The sequence below is a fragment of the Pseudomonas sp. FG47 genome, from assembly GCF_057809115.1.
The window spans coordinates 1-15,493 of the sequence record NZ_JBMDJI010000012.1 but is presented as its reverse complement, the minus strand read 5'-3'; the positions used below and the strand labels follow the sequence as shown (position 1 = coordinate 15,493).

Here is a 15,493-nt window from a genome sequence, read left to right as displayed (position 1 = left end):
ATCACTCTTCGCTGGTGTGTACTTTGCGGTGCAGGATCGCCTGGAACTCGTCGGCGAAGGTGTAGTAGCGACCAATCAGCACTTCACTGCGCGCGGCAAAACGGTTGTAGGCGATAACGGCCGGGATCGCGGCGAACAGGCCGATCGCGGTGGCGATCAGGGCCTCGGCGATACCCGGAGCCACGGTGGCCAGGGTCGCCTGTTGGGCGCTGGCCAGGCCGCGGAACGAGTTCATGATGCCCCACACGGTACCGAACAGGCCGATGTACGGACTGGTGGAACCGACTGTGGCCAGGAACGGCAGGCTCTGCTCGAGCTTTTCTTCCTCGCGGGAGATGGCGACGCGCATGGCACGACCGACGCCTTCCATGACCGCGTCCGGATCGACACCCGGCTGCTGGCGCAGGCGCGAAAACTCCTTGAAGCCGGCACGGAAGACCTGCTCGACACCCGAATCCGGGTCTGGGTTGCTGCCGGCCTGGCGGTACAGCTTGGACAGGTCGATGCCCGACCAGAAGCGCTCTTCGAAAGCGTCCAGTGCACGACGACCGGCGCGCAGCATGGTGCTGCGCTGGAAGATCATGATCCAAGAGGTCACCGAGGCTGCCACGAGGGTCAGCATTACCAGCTGAACCACGACACTGGCATTGGCGACCAGGCTCCACATGGAGGTATGGTCGACGACGTTTGCTTCCACGCTTATTCTCCTGCGTTCGATTGAGTACCCGTGCCGTCCGCCAAAAAGGCGTCGCGCAGCTCTGGGGGAATGGCCCGGGGTTTGAAAGTGTCGGCGCGCACCGCGGCCACAAGGAACTGCCCCTCGCAGAGCAGCACTTCATCCTTTGCTCGCCATACCTGCTGCACGAAGCGCAGGCTGGCGCGATTCAATTCAAGCACTTGCGCGGTCACCCGCAATTCGTCGTCCAGGCGGGCCGGCGCGTGGTAGCGCGCCTCGCTGGAATGGACCACGAACAGCAGGTTGTCCTGCGCCAGCTGGGCCTGGGAGAAGCCCAGGTGTCGCAACCGCTCGGTACGTGCGCGCTCCATGAATTTGAGGTAGTTGACGTAGTACACCACGCCACCGGCGTCGGTATCCTCGTAATAGACGCGACAACGGTGTGCGAACGGTTCCAGCCGATTTTGCGCGCGCATACTCTAGTGCTTACTCCTGTACTTGCCAATCCGCCTCGGCAACTGTTTTTGCATCGATAATGTCGTATTGCCAGCGAGCGTAGGGCATGTCAGCGGTAGGACCACGAAATTACCGATTCGATCTGTCATTCATCGTCCTGCGCGGCATATTCCCCGCCTTCGCAGAAGCGCCCGGGGATGTTCAGGCCGAAATGCAGGTAGGCATGCCGGGTGACCACGCGACCACGCGGGGTGCGCATGATGTAGCCCTGCTGGATCAGATAGGGTTCGAGCACGTCCTCGATGGTGTGACGTTCTTCGCCGATCGCCGCGGCAATGTTGTCCAGGCCTACCGGGCCGCCGTCGAACTTCTCGATCATGGTCAGCAGCAGGCGCCGGTCGGAATGATCGAAGCCACGTTCGTCGACATCCAGCAGGTTCAGCGCCATGTCCGCGACCGCCTTGGTGATCTCGCCCTTGCCGCGCACTTCGGCAAAGTCGCGTACCCGTCGCAGCAGGCGATTGGCGATCCGCGGCGTGCCCCGCGCCCGGCGGGCGATCTCGAATGCGCCCTTGTCGTCCATTGGTAGCCCGAGAATACCGGCCGAACGGCTGACGATGGTGGCCAGATCCTTGTTGCTGTAGAACTCCAGGCGCTGGACTATGCCGAAGCGGTCGCGCAACGGGTTGGTCAGCATGCCGGCACGGGTGGTGGCGCCGACCAGGGTGAACGGTGGCAGGTCGAGCTTGATCGAGCGCGCGGCCGGGCCTTCGCCGATCATGATGTCCAGCTGGAAGTCTTCCATCGCCGGATAAAGCACCTCTTCGACCACCGGCGACAAGCGGTGGATCTCGTCGATGAACAGCACGTCGTGGGGTTCGAGGTTGGTCAGCATCGCCGCCAGGTCGCCCGGGCGCTCAAGGATCGGGCCCGAGGTGCTCTTGACCGACACGCCCATTTCCTGGGCGATGATGTTGGCCAGGGTGGTCTTGCCCAGGCCTGGCGGGCCGAAAATCAGGGTGTGGTCGAGGGATTCGTTGCGCCCGCGCGCGGCCTGGATGAACAGCGCCATCTGCTCGCGCACCACCGGCTGGCCGATGTACTCCTCCAGGCGCAGCGGGCGGATCGCGCGGTCCTGGACCTCTTCGCGGTCGCGGCCACTGGCGGCGATCAGGCGGTCGGTTTCGATCACTTGGCAATCATCCCTTTAAGGCTGCGACGGATCAGCTCCTCGCTGCTCAGGCCGGCCTTGTCCTTGATCGCGGCAATCGCCTTGCTTGCTTCCTGCGGCTTGTAGCCCAGGGAGACCAGGGCACTGACCGCGTCGGCCTCGGCCGAGGACTCACTGGCCGCCGGCAGTGGGCCGTCGGAAACCAGGGTGAACATCGCCGGGGAGGTTTCCCAAGCCTTGAAGCGGTCCTTGAGCTCGACCAGCAAGCGTTCGGCGGTTTTTTTACCGACACCCGGCACGCGCACCAGGACCGAGGCGTCCTGGGCCTGCACGCAGCGCACCAGTTCGTCCACTTCCAGGCCAGACATCAGCGCCAGCGCCAGCTTCGGCCCCACGCCGTTCAGGCGGATCAGCTCGCGGAACAGTTCGCGCTCGCGCTTTTCGGCGAAGCCATAGAGCAGGTGGGCGTCTTCGCGTACCACCAGGTGGGTGTGCACGGTCACTGGCTCGCCGACCTTGGGCAGGCGATACAAGGTGGTCATCGGCACTTCCAGCTCATAGCCCACGCCGTTGACGTCGATAATCAGGTGTGGCGGTTGTTTCTCCGCCAAGGTGCCACGCAAACGTCCAATCACGTTCCGATCCTTCCTCTCGGGCGCCGGTCGAAAACCGGTCCACCCTATCAGCAAATCCGCCAGGTGAGCGCGTCACCCGGACAAAATGTGTATCAGCGCATGAAGCAGCTACAGACGCAAGCGCCCGCCGCGCCGTCGCGCCGTCGTCAAGCCATGGGGAATCAGGCTGGAGCGGGTATGGGCATGGCACAGGGCGATGGCCAGGGCGTCCGAGGCATCGACCTGGGGCTTTTGGGTCAGCTTGAGCAGGTGCATCACCATCAGCATCACCTGCTCCTTGTTGGCGCCACCGGTGCCAGCCACGGCCTGCTTGACCTGGCTGGCGCTGTACTCGGCGATCTCCAGGCCTGCCTCGGCGGCGGCGACGATGGCCGCGCCACGGGCTTGGCCCAACTTGAGCGCGGAGTCGGCGTTACGCGCCATGAACACCCGCTCGATGCCCATGGTCACCGGGCCGTGCTGGCGGATGATCTCGCTGACGCCGCGAAACACCACCAGCAGGCGGTCATGCAGCTCGCCATCGCCGGTACGGATGCAGCCGGAGGTGACGTACTCGCAGCCGCGTGCGGTCTGGCGGACCACGCCGAAGCCGGTGATGCGCGAGCCGGGGTCGATACCAAGAATCAGGGTCATAGCGCCTACGAATGTGTACGAATTTTTGCCGGCCTTATCGCGGGACAAGCCCGCTCCCACAAGGGCTACACCGCAAATTGGCGCAGCCCTTGTGGGAGCGGGCTTGTCCCGCGACAAGGCCGATTACCGAAACGATCAGCCGAGCATTTCCATGATCTCATCGGAAATCTGCGCATTGGAGTAGACGTTCTGCACGTCGTCCAGGTCCTCGAGCATGTCGATCAGCTTGAGCACCTTCTCCGCGCCCTCCTGGTCCAACTCGGCGCTGGTGGTCGGCTGCATCACGATCTCGGCGTCGGACGCCTTGAAGCCGGCCTCTTCCAGGGCATTGCGCACGGCATAGAAGCTGTTGAACGAGGTAAACACGTCAAAGGAGCCGTCGTCGTTGACCACCACGTCATCGGCATCGGCCTCCATGGCGGCTTCCATCAGCGCATCCTCGTCGACCTTCAGTTCCGTAGCGAAGCTGATCTGGCCCTTGCGCTCGAACAGGTAGGCCACCGAACCGTCGGTACCGAGGTTGCCGCCACACTTGGTGAAGGCATGGCGCACGGCAGCGGCGGTACGGTTGCGGTTGTCGGTCATGGCCTCGACCATGATCGCCACGCCACCCGGGCCGTAGCCCTCGTAGCTGAGCTCCTCGACGTTGTCGCTTTCGTTGGTGCCAGCCCCCCGGGCCACGGCGCGGTCGATGATGTCGCGGCTCATGTTGGCGCCCAGGGCCTTGTCCAGCGCCAGGCGCAGACGCGGGTTGGACGCCGGATCACCACCACCCTGCTTGGCAGCGACGGTCAGTTCGCGAATCCACTTGGTGAAGATCTTGCCTCTCTTGGCATCCTGGCGTTCTTTGCGGTGCTTGATGTTCGCCCACTTGGAATGACCGGCCATAACGACTCCAAATCCTTGAAACAGAAACAGGTTCCGCCCCGAAGGGCGGAACGTGGGAACAGTGCGCCGAAGCGCCTGGGCGCATCCGCCGGGACGCGCCCGGTGCCGATTACTCGACCTTGGTCTGCTCGCGCAGACGGATGTGCAGCTCGCGCAGGGCCTTGGCGTCGACCATGCCTGGGGCCTGGGTCATGACGCACGCGGCGCTCTGGGTTTTCGGGAAGGCGATCACTTCACGGATCGACTGCGCGCCGGTCATCAGCATGACCAGGCGGTCCAGGCCGAAGGCCAGGCCACCGTGCGGCGGTGCGCCGAACTTGAGGGCGTCGAGCAGGAAGCCGAATTTCTCTTCCTGTTCTGCAGCGTCGATGCCCAGCAGGCGGAACACCGCTTGCTGCATCTCCTTGCGGTGGATACGGATCGAACCGCCACCCAGCTCGGTGCCGTTCAGGACCATGTCGTAGGCACGCGACAGGGCGGTGGCCGGGTTGGCCTCCAGCTCTTCGGGGGTGCACTTGGGCGCGGTGAACGGGTGGTGCAGCGCGGTGAAGCTGCCGTCTTCGTTCTCTTCGAACATAGGGAAGTCGACGACCCACATCGGTGCCCACTGGCAGGTCAGCAGCTCGAAGTCGTGGCCCAGACGGATACGCAGCGCGCCCAGAGCTTCGCTGACGACCTTGAACTTGTCGGCGCCGAAGAACACGATGTCGCCATCCACGGCGCCAACGCGGTCGAGGATGTTGTTGAGGTTGGCCTCGGGAATGTTCTTGACGATCGGCGACTGCAGGCCCTCGACACCCTTGGCGCGCTCGTTGACCTTGATGTAGGCCAGGCCCTTGGCACCATAGATGCCGACGAACTTGGTGTACTCGTCGATCTTGCTGCGCGGCATGCTGGCGCCACCAGGCAGGCGCAGGGCGGTCACGCGGCATTTAGGGTCGTTGGCGGGGCCGGCGAAGACCTTGAAGTCGACATCCTTGAGCTGGTCGGCAACGTCGACCAGTTCCAGCGGAATGCGCAGGTCAGGCTTGTCGGAACCGTAGCGGCGCATGGCTTCTTCGAAGGTCATGTGCGGGAACTCGCCGAACTCCAGGTCCAGCACTTCCTTGAACAGCTTGCGGATCATGCTCTCGGTGAGGCCCATGATCTCGCTTTCGTCGAGGAAGCTGGTCTCGATGTCGATCTGGGTGAATTCCGGCTGGCGGTCGGCACGCAGGTCTTCGTCGCGGAAGCACTTGGCGATCTGGTAGTAGCGGTCGAAGCCGGCGACCATCAGCAGTTGCTTGAACAACTGCGGCGACTGCGGCAGGGCGAAGAAGCTGCCAGCGTGGGTGCGGCTCGGCACCAGGTAGTCGCGGGCACCTTCAGGCGTGGCGCGGGTCAGGATCGGGGTTTCGACGTCGAGGAAGCCGTTTTCGTCGAGGAAGCGGCGGATGCTGCTGGTGATGCGCGAACGCAGACGCAGCTTGTCGGCCATTTCCGGGCGGCGCAGGTCGATAAAGCGGTAGCGCAGGCGGGTTTCTTCGCCAACGTCGGAGAATTCGTTCAACGGGAAGGGCGGAGTCTCGGCTTCGTTGAGCACCTTCAGCTCGTAGCCCAGCACCTCGATGCCGCCGGAGGCCATGTTCGGGTTGACCGCGCCTTCAGGGCGCTTGCGCACCTTGCCGGTGACCTGCACGACGTATTCGCTGCGCACGCGGTCGGCATTGGCGAATGTCTCGGCGCGATCCGGGTCGAACACGACCTGGGCCATGCCTTCGCGGTCACGGATGTCGAGGAAGATCACCCCGCCGTGGTCGCGGCGACGATGGACCCAGCCGCAGAGGGTGACTTCCTGGCCGTCCAGGGACTCGTTCAGTTGGCCGCAATAATGGCTGCGCATCATGATGGTGGTTTCGCTTCTCGTGATTCGTGTATTCGGTGGAGGTCTTGGCCGCCCTGGGGCTAATACTGCAAGACCCGGGCGGTGCAATTCAACTCAGTCGGCCTTGTCGCCGCCTGCCAGATTCTTTTTTGCCCCGGTCTTGAAGTCGGTCTCGTACCAGCCATTGCCGCTGAGGCGAAAGCCGGGGACCGACAGCAGTTTCTTCAGCGCCGGCGCCTGGCACGCCGGGCAATCGGTCAAAGCCGCGGCGCTGATCTTCTGCAACACCTCAATCCGGTGTTCGCAGGCGGCACATTGATAGTCGTAAAGGGGCATGGCGTGTCTCGTCAACCACATCGCAAGCTGCCCACGGCAGCAAAGAGCGGGATTATATATGGTTAAGGAGTGCTGTGCAGCCCGCCCGGCAGTCAATGCGCGTCCGGCGCCTCCTGCAGCCAGGCCACGCAGATCACCCGTACCAAGCCGCTGAAATTTCTCACCCCGCCATGGCGCAGGTGCACCTCGCGGTCGATGTACGACAGCAACGCACTCACCGAACAGCGATTGGCCCCGGCAATCCGCTCGAGGATCCGCCAGTACACCGCCTCGAGCCGTAAACACGTGGCGAAGCCATTGAGCCGCACCGAACGGGACACCGGGCCGGCCTGCCCCATGTCGAAATCGCGCTTGAACGGGTCGATACGCGGCTTCGCCACTCCCGCCCCCTGCCTTGCATTGCCATTGATCCCACCTGCCGCACGCTCCATCACATCGCTCCATCGTGACCCGATCACCCCCTCGCCGAAACGAGCGGAATCCATGACCTCAATGAAGCGCCGACATGCAAATGGATATCAGCAGCAAAATATTCCCCATAAACGAACAGGCCCGACACCCAAAAGGGTGCCGGGCCCGGCTCAAAGGCGACGCAGGGTATTCAAGCGGCAATCATTTCCCGTCGAGCAAAACGCGCAGCATCCAGGCGGTTTTCTCGTGCACCTGCATGCGCTGGGTCAGCAGGTCGGCGGTAGGCTCGTCACTGACCTTGTCGACCACCGGGAAAATACTGCGCGCGGTGCGCACCACCGCTTCCTGCCCCTGCACCAACTGCCGGATCATCTCGTCGGCGGGTGGCACGCCCTCTTCCTCCTTGATGGAAGAATGACGGGCGTAGAAGGCATACGAGCCTGGCGCCGGGAAGCCCAGGGCGCGAATGCGCTCGGCGATGGAGTCGACGGCCAGGGCCAATTCGTTGTACTGCTCCTCGAACATCAGGTGCAGGGTACGGAACGACGGACCGGTGACGTTCCAATGGAAGTTGTGGGTTTTCAGATACAGCACGTAGGTGTCCGACAACAGGCGGGACAGCCCGTCGACGATGGACTTGCGATCTTCTTCACTGATACCGATATCGATTGCCATGAAGTTCCCCTTTCCATAAGGCTTGGCGAGCAAGCGGGCACCAGCCACTGTAACAAGAGTTGCGCCGCCGCGCATGCGACACCGGGCTGCAGCGACAGCTCAGTTTGAGAACCCCCCGCCTTTGCTGTTAAATAGGCAGCGTGCCACCCGTGCGGATTGTCAGTGCCGGGTGCATAGGCTGGACCGTCACGTTTTAGCGCCTACACCACACGCGCACCGTGCGACCAGCTCATCCTGTGATCGGCCTTATCAACGTGAGCCAAACCTAATGTTCAAGATCGTCCATCTGGTGACGGGCGTGGCGGCTTTGCTGCTATCACTCATACCCACTCTGAAAACTGACGCTACACCCTTCCTGCAACAACCCGAAGCCGTCTACCTGGCACTGCTCGGGCTGCTCAACCTGGTGCTGGCTCCAGCACTGCCGCAGTACTACAAGGCCATGCGCCAGCAACTGCAACGCGCCAGCAGCATCCTGCTGGTGCTGGCAGTTGTGCTGCAGACCCTCACCCTGCTGGCCCGTCCGGAGCTGGGCAACCTACCGGCGCTGACCTGCGCCGCACTGGCGACCGCCCTGCACCTGCTCGCAGGCTTCGTCCGTGGCACGCGAAAGGCCCGCTCAAGCCTGGGCAGCACCCAGGACGCCGGCCTGCGCGATACCGGCACGGTGAAGTGGTTCAACACCTCCAAGGGATTCGGCTTCATTTCCCGCGATTCCGGTGACGATATCTTCGTGCACTTTCGCGCCATCCGTGGCGAGGGCCATCGCGTCCTGGTCGAAGGCCAGCGCGTGGAGTTCTCGGTGATGCACCGCGACAAAGGCCTGCAGGCCGAGGACGTGGTCGCGGTTTCGCGCCGCTGACCACCCCGCCGCCGCCCTCAATAATGAGGCGGCGGCGCTTCCTCTCCCCCGCCGCCCTGCTGGCCGGCCATCTCTTCGTAACGCTTGATCAGCTCGGCCATCTGCAACTGCAGGCGGTCGATCACTCGGCTCTGCTCGACCACTACGTCATTGAGCGCTTGCAGGCTGTCATCCTGGAAAGCCTGGCGGGTTTCCAGCTCGATCATGCGCATTTCCAGTTCCTGGGACATCCTCAAGCCTCCGTGAAGCTTTCGCCCAGCAGCGCACGCACCTGCTGGCCAATGGTGTCGAGCTGCGCCGGAGTGTAAGCCACGGCCGCCACCTTGCCCCAGACCGGCGCCGGCCAGGCGGCATCGCCATGGCGCCGCACGATCACATGCATGTGCAGTTGGCTGACCACGTTGCCGAGGGTCGCGACGTTCATCTTGTCGGCGGCGAACGCATCCTTCAAAGCCTCGGCCAGGGCGGTGGTTTCTTCCCACAGCTGGCGCTGGTCAGCCTCGTCGAGCTCGAACAGCTCGCTGACATCGGCGCGGCGTGGCACCAGGATGAACCACGGATAGTTGGCATCCTTGCTCAGCAACAACTGGCACAGCGGCAGATTGCCCAGAACCACGGAGTCCTGTTGCAGACGCGAATCGAGGGTGAACACGGCAAACCTCCTTACAAACGAACAGCCCACCTGCACAGGCGGGCACAAGGGCGCAAGGATACTCCGCTTCGCTCCCATCGACACCCGTAGCACGCCAGTGGCGACCCACTTCGGTAACACAGCGCTACTTTTCGCACCAAAAAAGAGCCACTTTGCAAACCACCACCACACATCCGTCACATAAAACAGCCAGGATCAACAGTTGTAGGTAACACCTTGACTTGGAAGGCAGCTTGTCGATCCTGCTGCCACATCTTGTCACTGCGTATACCTGGACTGGCCGCACCCCATATTTCCGGAGGTTTCCGAGGGCCCGCCGCAGGTTTTGTGAAAATTTCATCAAACGTTCGTGATTTTGAGCACGCTTGTTGCATTCGCTTCACGGCACGTCGGCACGCCTCCTGCCAGGCAGGATGGACGCGAAAAATAACAACAGCGGCATCGGATAAACCAGGGAGTTTCACAAGCCGAACTTTGTGTTTATACATTCATGACGGTTTTGAGACAGCGCTGGCGTTGTACGCCTATTAACAAGGCGTGATTTGCGACATGGAAACAGCCAACAGCGACATGGCCGTAAAGTTACCGAAAGGTTGTTTTACCCCATATCGCCAAGAATAGTCCGCGTGATATACATTTTCGCCGACATAACAAGAAAGAGCTGCCCCATATAATTAAAACACTGGGCGCAGCGGTACTCTTCCTAAAAACCAAAGGAGCAAATCACGATGCGCGTGATGAAGTGGAGCATGATCGCCCTGGCCGTAGCGGCAGGGACTTCGCAGATGGCTGTCGCCTCTTCCCAGGACGAAGCCAAGGGTTTCGTCGAAGACAGCAAGTTGAACGTCAAGATGCGTAACCTGTACTTCAGCCGTGACTATCGCAACACCGAGTCGGCGAGCAACAAAGCCCGCGGCCTGCGCCACGACCAGCGTGAATGGGGCCAGGGCTTCATCGGTACCTTCGAGTCGGGCTTCACCCAAGGCACCGTGGGTGTCGGCGTCGACGCCATCGGCCTGCTGGGCCTCAAGCTAGACAGCGGCCGCGGTTACTCGGGCACCGGCCTGTTCCCCACCGGTTCCGACCAGCGCTCCCAGGATGACTACTCCAAGGGTGGCGTCGCGGTCAAATTCCGTATTTCCGACACCGTATTGAAAGTGGGCGACCAGTTCACCGCCCTGCCGGTATTCGCCACCGACGATAGCCGCCTGTTGCCTGAAACCGCACAAGGCGCATTGCTCACCAGCAATGAGATCAAGGGCCTGACCCTGCATGCCGGCCGCTTCACCAGCATGACCGCCCAGTCCGAGACCGACCGCGATAGTATCAGTGACGGCCTCGGTCGCCGCGGCCTGAAGGAAGCGGACGTGTTCGGTGGCTCCTACGCCTTCACCGACAGCCTTTCGACCAGCCTCTACTACTCCAAGGTCGAAGACTACTGGCGCAAGTACTACGCCAACGTCAACTGGGCGCTGCCGATCTCTGACAAGCAGGGCCTGGTGTTCGACTTCAACATCTATGACACCAAGGGCGAAGGCGACAACCTGTACCGCGCCACCGCCGACGGCGACAAGCTCGACAACCGCGCCTACAGCTTCTCCGGCGCCTACAATATCGGCGCCCACACCTTCACCCTGGCCTACCAGAAAGTGACCGGTGACGGCGAATACGCCTACGGCATCGACGGCGGCGGCAGTATCTTCCTGGCCAACTCGGTGGCTCGCTCGGACTTCAACGCCGAAGGCGAAAAATCCTGGCAAGCCCGCTACGACCTGAACTTCGCCGAGTTCGGCGTGCCTGGCCTGACTTTCATGACCCGTTATGTACGCGGTACCGGCGCGCACACCGGTGCCACCAACGACGGCAAGGAATGGGAACGCGACATCGACGTCAAGTACGTGCTCCAGGAAGGCCCGGCCAAGGACCTCAGCTTCCGCGTGCGCCAGGCCACCTATCGCTCCTCCGACGCGGTCTACTCCAACTCGCTGGACGAACTGCGCCTGATCGTCGAGTACCCGCTGAGCATCCTGTAAGCCCCCGCTTGCAGCGCTTCGCGAATAGAAGCCCGGCCAAGCGCCGGGCTTTTTCATGGCTGACAAGCGCACCGCCCTGGGGCATCCTGTACGCTTTCGTTTCGCCCCCGTACAATGCGGGGTCATTCAACATTCAGGCAATCGACACGGCTCACCATGCGCACCAGTCAATATTTGCTCGCCACCCAGAAAGAAACCCCGGCAGATGCAGTGGTCATCAGCCACCAGCTCATGTTGCGCGCCGGCATGATCCGCAAACTGGCTTCCGGCCTGTACACCTGGCTGCCGATGGGCCTGCGAGTGATGCGCAAGGTCGAAGCGGTGGTCCGCGAGGAAATGAACGCCGCCGGTGCCCTCGAAGTGCTGATGCCGAGCATCCAGCCCGCCGAGCTGTGGCAGGAATCCGGGCGCTGGGAGCAATACGGCCCCGAATTGCTGCGCCTGAAAGACCGCCACCAGCGTGATTTCTGCGTCGGCCCGACCCACGAAGAGGTCATCACCGACCTGGCGCGCAACGAGCTGTCCAGCTACAAGCAACTGCCACTGAACATGTACCAGATCCAGACCAAGTTCCGTGACGAGATCCGTCCGCGCTTCGGCCTGATGCGTGGCCGCGAGTTCATCATGAAGGACTCCTATTCCTTCCATGCCGACCAGGCTTCCCTGCAGGAAACCTACGACCGCATGCACCTGGCGTACTCCAACATCTTCACCCGCCTGGGCCTGGACTTCCGCCCTGTGCAGGCCGACACCGGCTCGATCGGTGGCAACTACTCCCACGAGTTCCACGTACTCGCCTCTTCCGGCGAAGACGATGTGATCTTCAGCGATACCTCCGACTACGCCGCCAACATCGAGAAGGCTGAAGCCATTCCGCGCGAAACGGTGCGCCCGGCGCCGACCGAAGAGCTGCGCCTGGTCGACACCCCGAATGCCAAGACCATCGCACAACTGGTCGAGCAGTTCGGCCTGCCGATCGAGAAAACCGTCAAGACCCTGATCGTGCACGGTGCCGAGGAAGGCAAGCTGGTCGCCCTGGTGGTCCGTGGCGATCACGAGCTGAACGAAATCAAGGCTGCCAAGCTTGAACAGGTCGCCGACCCGCTGGTCATGGCGTCGGACGCCGAGCTGCACGCCGCCATCGGCGCTGGCGCTGGCTCGCTCGGCCCGCTGAACCTGCCACTGGAATGCGTGATCGACCGCTCGGTCGCGTTGATGAGCGACTTCGGCATCGGCGCCAACATCGACGACAAGCACTACTTCGGCGTGAACTGGGAGCGCGACCTGCCGGTGCCGCAAGTCGCCGACTTGCGCAACGTCGTCGCCGGCGATCCGAGCCCGGACGGCCAGGGCACCCTGGTGATCAAGCGCGGCATCGAAGTGGGCCACATCTTCCAGCTCGGCACCAAGTACAGCGAAGCGCTCAAATGCCAGGTTCTGGGCGAGAACGGCAAGCCGGTGATGCTGTCCATGGGCTGCTACGGCATCGGTGTGTCCCGCGTGGTCGCCGCCGCCATCGAGCAGAACCACGACGACAAGGGCATCATTTGGAACGACGCCCTGGCACCGTTCCAGATTGCCCTGGTCCCGCTACGCTACGAAACCGAGGTGGTGCGCGAGGCGACCGACAAGCTGTACGCCGAACTGACAGCCGCCGGCTACGAAGTGCTGCTGGACGACCGCGACAAGAAGACCAGCCCCGGCATCAAGTTTGCCGACATGGAGCTGATCGGCATCCCGCACCGTATCGTCGTCAGCGACCGCGGCCTGGCCGAAGGCAACCTGGAGTACAAGCACCGCACCGAGTCCGACGCCCAGGCGCTGCCACTCAATGAAGTGCTGGCCTTCCTGCAGGCTCGTATCCGCCGCTGATAACTGTTGCGCGAGTGATCATGTCCAAGCGAAGTACCTACACCCTGGGGGGCGCCGCACTGTGCGGCGCCCTGTTCCTCGGCGGCTGTGCCAACCAGATGTCCCAGCGCAGCGACCACGAGGAGCGCGTCGAGCGCAAACTGCTCGAGCATAGTCTGCAGATCGATGTCGGCGAGCCCAAGGTCATGGAGCTTCCGCAACGGCGCGTGCGCATTCACGAACAGCAACGGTTCGAGGTCACCGAATTCGAGGTGACCCGCCACTACGACCGCTACACCCCCTACCAGCCCTGGCGGGAGATCTACGAGATCCCGCTGGGCGCGGTGGCAGTGGTGGCCGGCATCGGCGCCAACGTGGTCAATGTGTTCGCCCTGGGCAACCTGCCGGACAGCGTCACCCATGACTGGCTCAGCTACGGCGTGGACGGGATCAACCCGTTCATGAACGTGCCGTCCAACGGCCGCGCCCAGCAGAACCTGGCCGGAATCAACGAAGTCGAGAAAGGCAAGCGCGAGGAGTTCACCAGCCTGCCGTGGAACGAACGCCTGGTCGAGGTCAAGGCCGGCAAGAAAACCCACGAGCTGACCACCGACAAGAACGGTGTGCTGCGCCTGAACCTGTTGGACAGCCCATTCTCCGAGCAGAACCTCAACCACATCGGCACCCTGCACCTGCAAGTGGTCGATGAGGACAAAGGCGTGCGCGGCGATGCCAGCCTGTTGGTCAGCGGCAACCTGCGCAGCAAGCTGCTCGAGGCCCATGAGCTGATCTTCGATGACCTGGAGGACGACGATGTCGGCCAGTGGGTACATCGGGTCAAGCGCCTGTCGGAGCTGGGCCTGGAAGAAGAAGCCAGCGAACTGGAGCAGAGCCTGATCGAACTGACCCGCAACGACCCGGAGCTGCAACAGGAATTCGTGCAGAGCCTGACCAAGGCCACCGGGCGCCTGGTGGCCGACCCGGGCGTGCAGTAAATAGAAGAGGGGCTGCTTGGCAGCCCCTCTTCTATTTATCTTCGAACAACTCCAACTGCTCATGCGCCCCGCGCAGATCGCGCAGCCTTACCCCAACGCCCAGCAACCGCACCGGTTTGCCGCCCCGGGCAAACGCCTGGCTGAGCAACTGCCGATAACTTTCCAGCCCCCTACCCGCCCCCGCCTGCTCCAGGGTGGTCTGGCTGAAATCATGGAACTTGACCTTTACGAAGGGCTTGTCGGGCCGATAGCTGCTGTCCATCCGCGTAATCCGCTCGTTCAGGCTGGCCAGCAGCTCCGGCAGTTTTTCCAGGCAACTGTCCAGGTCAGGCAGGTCATGGTCGTAGGTGTTCTCGACGCTTACTGACTGCCGTCGACTGTCGTTCTGCACCGCCCGCTCATCTATACCCCGCGCCAGCCCCCACAGCCGCTCACCGAAACTGCCAAACTCGCGAACCAGTGCCAGCCGCGACCAGTCGCGCAGCGACAGACAGGTGTCGATCCCCAGCCGCGAGAGCTTGTCCGCCGTCACCTTGCCGACTCCGTGCAAGCGCGCCACCGGCAGATGAGCAACGAACTCTTCCACCTGATCGGGAGTAATGACGAACAGGCCGTTGGGCTTGCGCCAATCACTGGCGATCTTGGCCAGGAACTTGTTCGGCGCCACCCCGGCGGAAACCGTGATATGCAGTTGCTGGGCCACCCGCCGGCGAATGTCCTCGGCAATCCGTGTGGCGCTGCCGGCAAACCACTGGCTGGCACTGACATCCAGATAGGCCTCGTCCAGCGACAATGGCTCGATCAGCTCGGTGTAGTCGCGAAAGATCGCGTGGATTTCCCGCGACGCCTCGCGATAGGCCTCGAAACGCGGCTTGACGATCTCCAGGTCCGGGCACAACTTCAATGCATGCCCCGAGGCCATCGCCGAGCGCACGCCATAGGCACGCGCCTCATAGTTGCAGGTGGCGATCACCCCACGCTGGCCCGGCTGCCCCCCCACCGCCATTGGCCGACCGACCAGGCGCGGGTCATCGCGCATCTCGATGGCGGCGTAGAAGCAGTCACAATCAATGTGGATGATCTTGCGCAGGGACATGGACGACAGCCACTACTGTAAATTCATACAGATACTACCGTAAGGCCGTCAGACGAGACAGCCTGACGGCGACAATCGGGCTGAAAGCCCCGTCGCGACTGACCTGCGCCATGATCAGGGGCGCTAAGGGATTGAACGAAAAAGGATTTTTTTGAATTAGTGCTTGACACCCCCAGGGAAATCCGTAGAATTCGATCCCACAGGCGCGGGATGGAGCAGCCTGGTAGCTCGTCGGGCTCATAACCCGAAGGTCGTCGGT

At 62.6% G+C, this 15,493-nt stretch carries 17 protein-coding genes; 4 read left to right on the top strand and 13 right to left on the bottom strand.

From position 1 onward, the window contains the following. Position 1 precedes the first annotated feature (1 nt). The 10 genes from tolQ to ACODS5_RS11720 form a co-directional block, all read right to left on the bottom strand. Positions 2-697 (bottom strand): protein TolQ, encoded by a 696-nt coding sequence (gene tolQ / locus ACODS5_RS11765; RefSeq protein ID WP_023628695.1) that lies wholly within the window; start codon positions 695-697, stop codon positions 2-4. Between the two features lie 2 nt (positions 698-699). Then, the gene (ybgC, locus tag ACODS5_RS11760; RefSeq protein WP_134689421.1) at positions 700-1,152 is read right to left on the bottom strand and encodes a tol-pal system-associated acyl-CoA thioesterase; all 453 of its coding nucleotides are present in this window, start codon (positions 1,150-1,152) and stop codon (positions 700-702) included. 125 nt (positions 1,153-1,277) lie between these two features. Beyond that, the gene (ruvB, locus tag ACODS5_RS11755) at positions 1,278-2,324 is read right to left on the bottom strand and encodes a Holliday junction branch migration DNA helicase RuvB (protein ID WP_134689423.1); all 1,047 of its coding nucleotides are present in this window, start codon (positions 2,322-2,324) and stop codon (positions 1,278-1,280) included. Continuing rightward, positions 2,321-2,938 (bottom strand): Holliday junction branch migration protein RuvA, encoded by a 618-nt coding sequence (ruvA, locus tag ACODS5_RS11750; protein ID WP_134689425.1) that lies wholly within the window; start codon positions 2,936-2,938, stop codon positions 2,321-2,323. The genes ruvB and ruvA overlap by 4 nt, the downstream gene beginning before the upstream one ends. Positions 2,939-3,046: 108 nt before the next feature. Continuing rightward, positions 3,047-3,571: a crossover junction endodeoxyribonuclease RuvC gene (gene ruvC, locus ACODS5_RS11745; RefSeq protein ID WP_134689427.1), complete on the bottom strand. Its 525-nt coding sequence runs from the start codon at positions 3,569-3,571 to the stop codon at positions 3,047-3,049. 135 nt (positions 3,572-3,706) lie between these two features. Continuing rightward, a complete protein-coding gene (locus ACODS5_RS11740; protein WP_489108743.1) occupies positions 3,707-4,459 on the bottom strand; it encodes a YebC/PmpR family DNA-binding transcriptional regulator in 753 nt (250 codons plus the stop codon). A 109-nt stretch (positions 4,460-4,568) separates the two neighbouring features. Beyond that, positions 4,569-6,344 carry an aspartate--tRNA ligase gene (gene aspS / locus ACODS5_RS11735; RefSeq protein ID WP_134689431.1) on the bottom strand — a complete coding sequence of 592 codons (1,776 nt, stop codon included), beginning with the start codon at positions 6,342-6,344 and terminating at the stop codon, positions 4,569-4,571. A gap of 93 nt (positions 6,345-6,437) precedes the next feature. Beyond that, positions 6,438-6,659, bottom strand: a complete 222-nt coding sequence (locus ACODS5_RS11730) for an FmdB family zinc ribbon protein (protein WP_489108742.1) — start codon at positions 6,657-6,659, stop codon at positions 6,438-6,440. A 92-nt stretch (positions 6,660-6,751) separates the two neighbouring features. Then, positions 6,752-7,090, bottom strand: coding sequence for a ribbon-helix-helix domain-containing protein (locus tag ACODS5_RS11725; RefSeq protein ID WP_489108741.1), 339 nt, complete (start codon positions 7,088-7,090; stop codon positions 6,752-6,754). Positions 7,091-7,271: 181 nt separating this feature from the next. Continuing rightward, on the bottom strand, positions 7,272-7,745 hold the full coding sequence (locus ACODS5_RS11720; RefSeq protein ID WP_003254783.1) for a Dps family protein: 474 nt from the start codon (positions 7,743-7,745) through the stop codon (positions 7,272-7,274). A gap of 268 nt (positions 7,746-8,013) precedes the next feature. On the opposite strand from ACODS5_RS11720, the gene ACODS5_RS11715 reads away from it, so the two are divergent. Continuing rightward, positions 8,014-8,607 (top strand): cold-shock protein, encoded by a 594-nt coding sequence (locus ACODS5_RS11715; RefSeq protein WP_489108740.1) that lies wholly within the window; start codon positions 8,014-8,016, stop codon positions 8,605-8,607. A 17-nt stretch (positions 8,608-8,624) separates the two neighbouring features. On the opposite strand, the gene ACODS5_RS11710 is transcribed toward ACODS5_RS11715, so the two are convergent. Both ACODS5_RS11710 and ACODS5_RS11705 read right to left on the bottom strand, forming a co-directional pair. Next, positions 8,625-8,837, bottom strand: coding sequence for a SlyX family protein (locus ACODS5_RS11710; protein WP_225923052.1), 213 nt, complete (start codon positions 8,835-8,837; stop codon positions 8,625-8,627). Positions 8,838-8,839: 2 nt separating this feature from the next. Further along, positions 8,840-9,259 carry an HIT family protein gene (locus ACODS5_RS11705; RefSeq protein ID WP_134689439.1) on the bottom strand — a complete coding sequence of 140 codons (420 nt, stop codon included), beginning with the start codon at positions 9,257-9,259 and terminating at the stop codon, positions 8,840-8,842. Positions 9,260-9,987: 728 nt separating this feature from the next. Here ACODS5_RS11705 and ACODS5_RS11700 point away from each other — a divergent pair. The 3 genes from ACODS5_RS11700 (at position 9,988) to ACODS5_RS11690 (ending at position 14,138) form a co-directional block, all read left to right on the top strand. Continuing rightward, positions 9,988-11,292 carry an OprD family porin gene (locus ACODS5_RS11700; protein ID WP_489108739.1) on the top strand — a complete coding sequence of 435 codons (1,305 nt, stop codon included), beginning with the start codon at positions 9,988-9,990 and terminating at the stop codon, positions 11,290-11,292. 156 nt (positions 11,293-11,448) lie between these two features. Further along, positions 11,449-13,164 (top strand): proline--tRNA ligase, encoded by a 1,716-nt coding sequence (locus ACODS5_RS11695; protein WP_134689443.1) that lies wholly within the window; start codon positions 11,449-11,451, stop codon positions 13,162-13,164. Positions 13,165-13,184: 20 nt separating this feature from the next. Next, a complete protein-coding gene (locus tag ACODS5_RS11690; RefSeq protein ID WP_134689445.1) occupies positions 13,185-14,138 on the top strand; it encodes a hypothetical protein in 954 nt (317 codons plus the stop codon). Between the two features lie 31 nt (positions 14,139-14,169). Here the strand turns inward: ACODS5_RS11690 and dinB are convergent, their stop codons facing one another. Beyond that, positions 14,170-15,228: a DNA polymerase IV gene (gene dinB / locus ACODS5_RS11685; RefSeq protein ID WP_489108784.1), complete on the bottom strand. Its 1,059-nt coding sequence runs from the start codon at positions 15,226-15,228 to the stop codon at positions 14,170-14,172. Between the last annotated feature and the right edge of the window lie 265 nt (positions 15,229-15,493).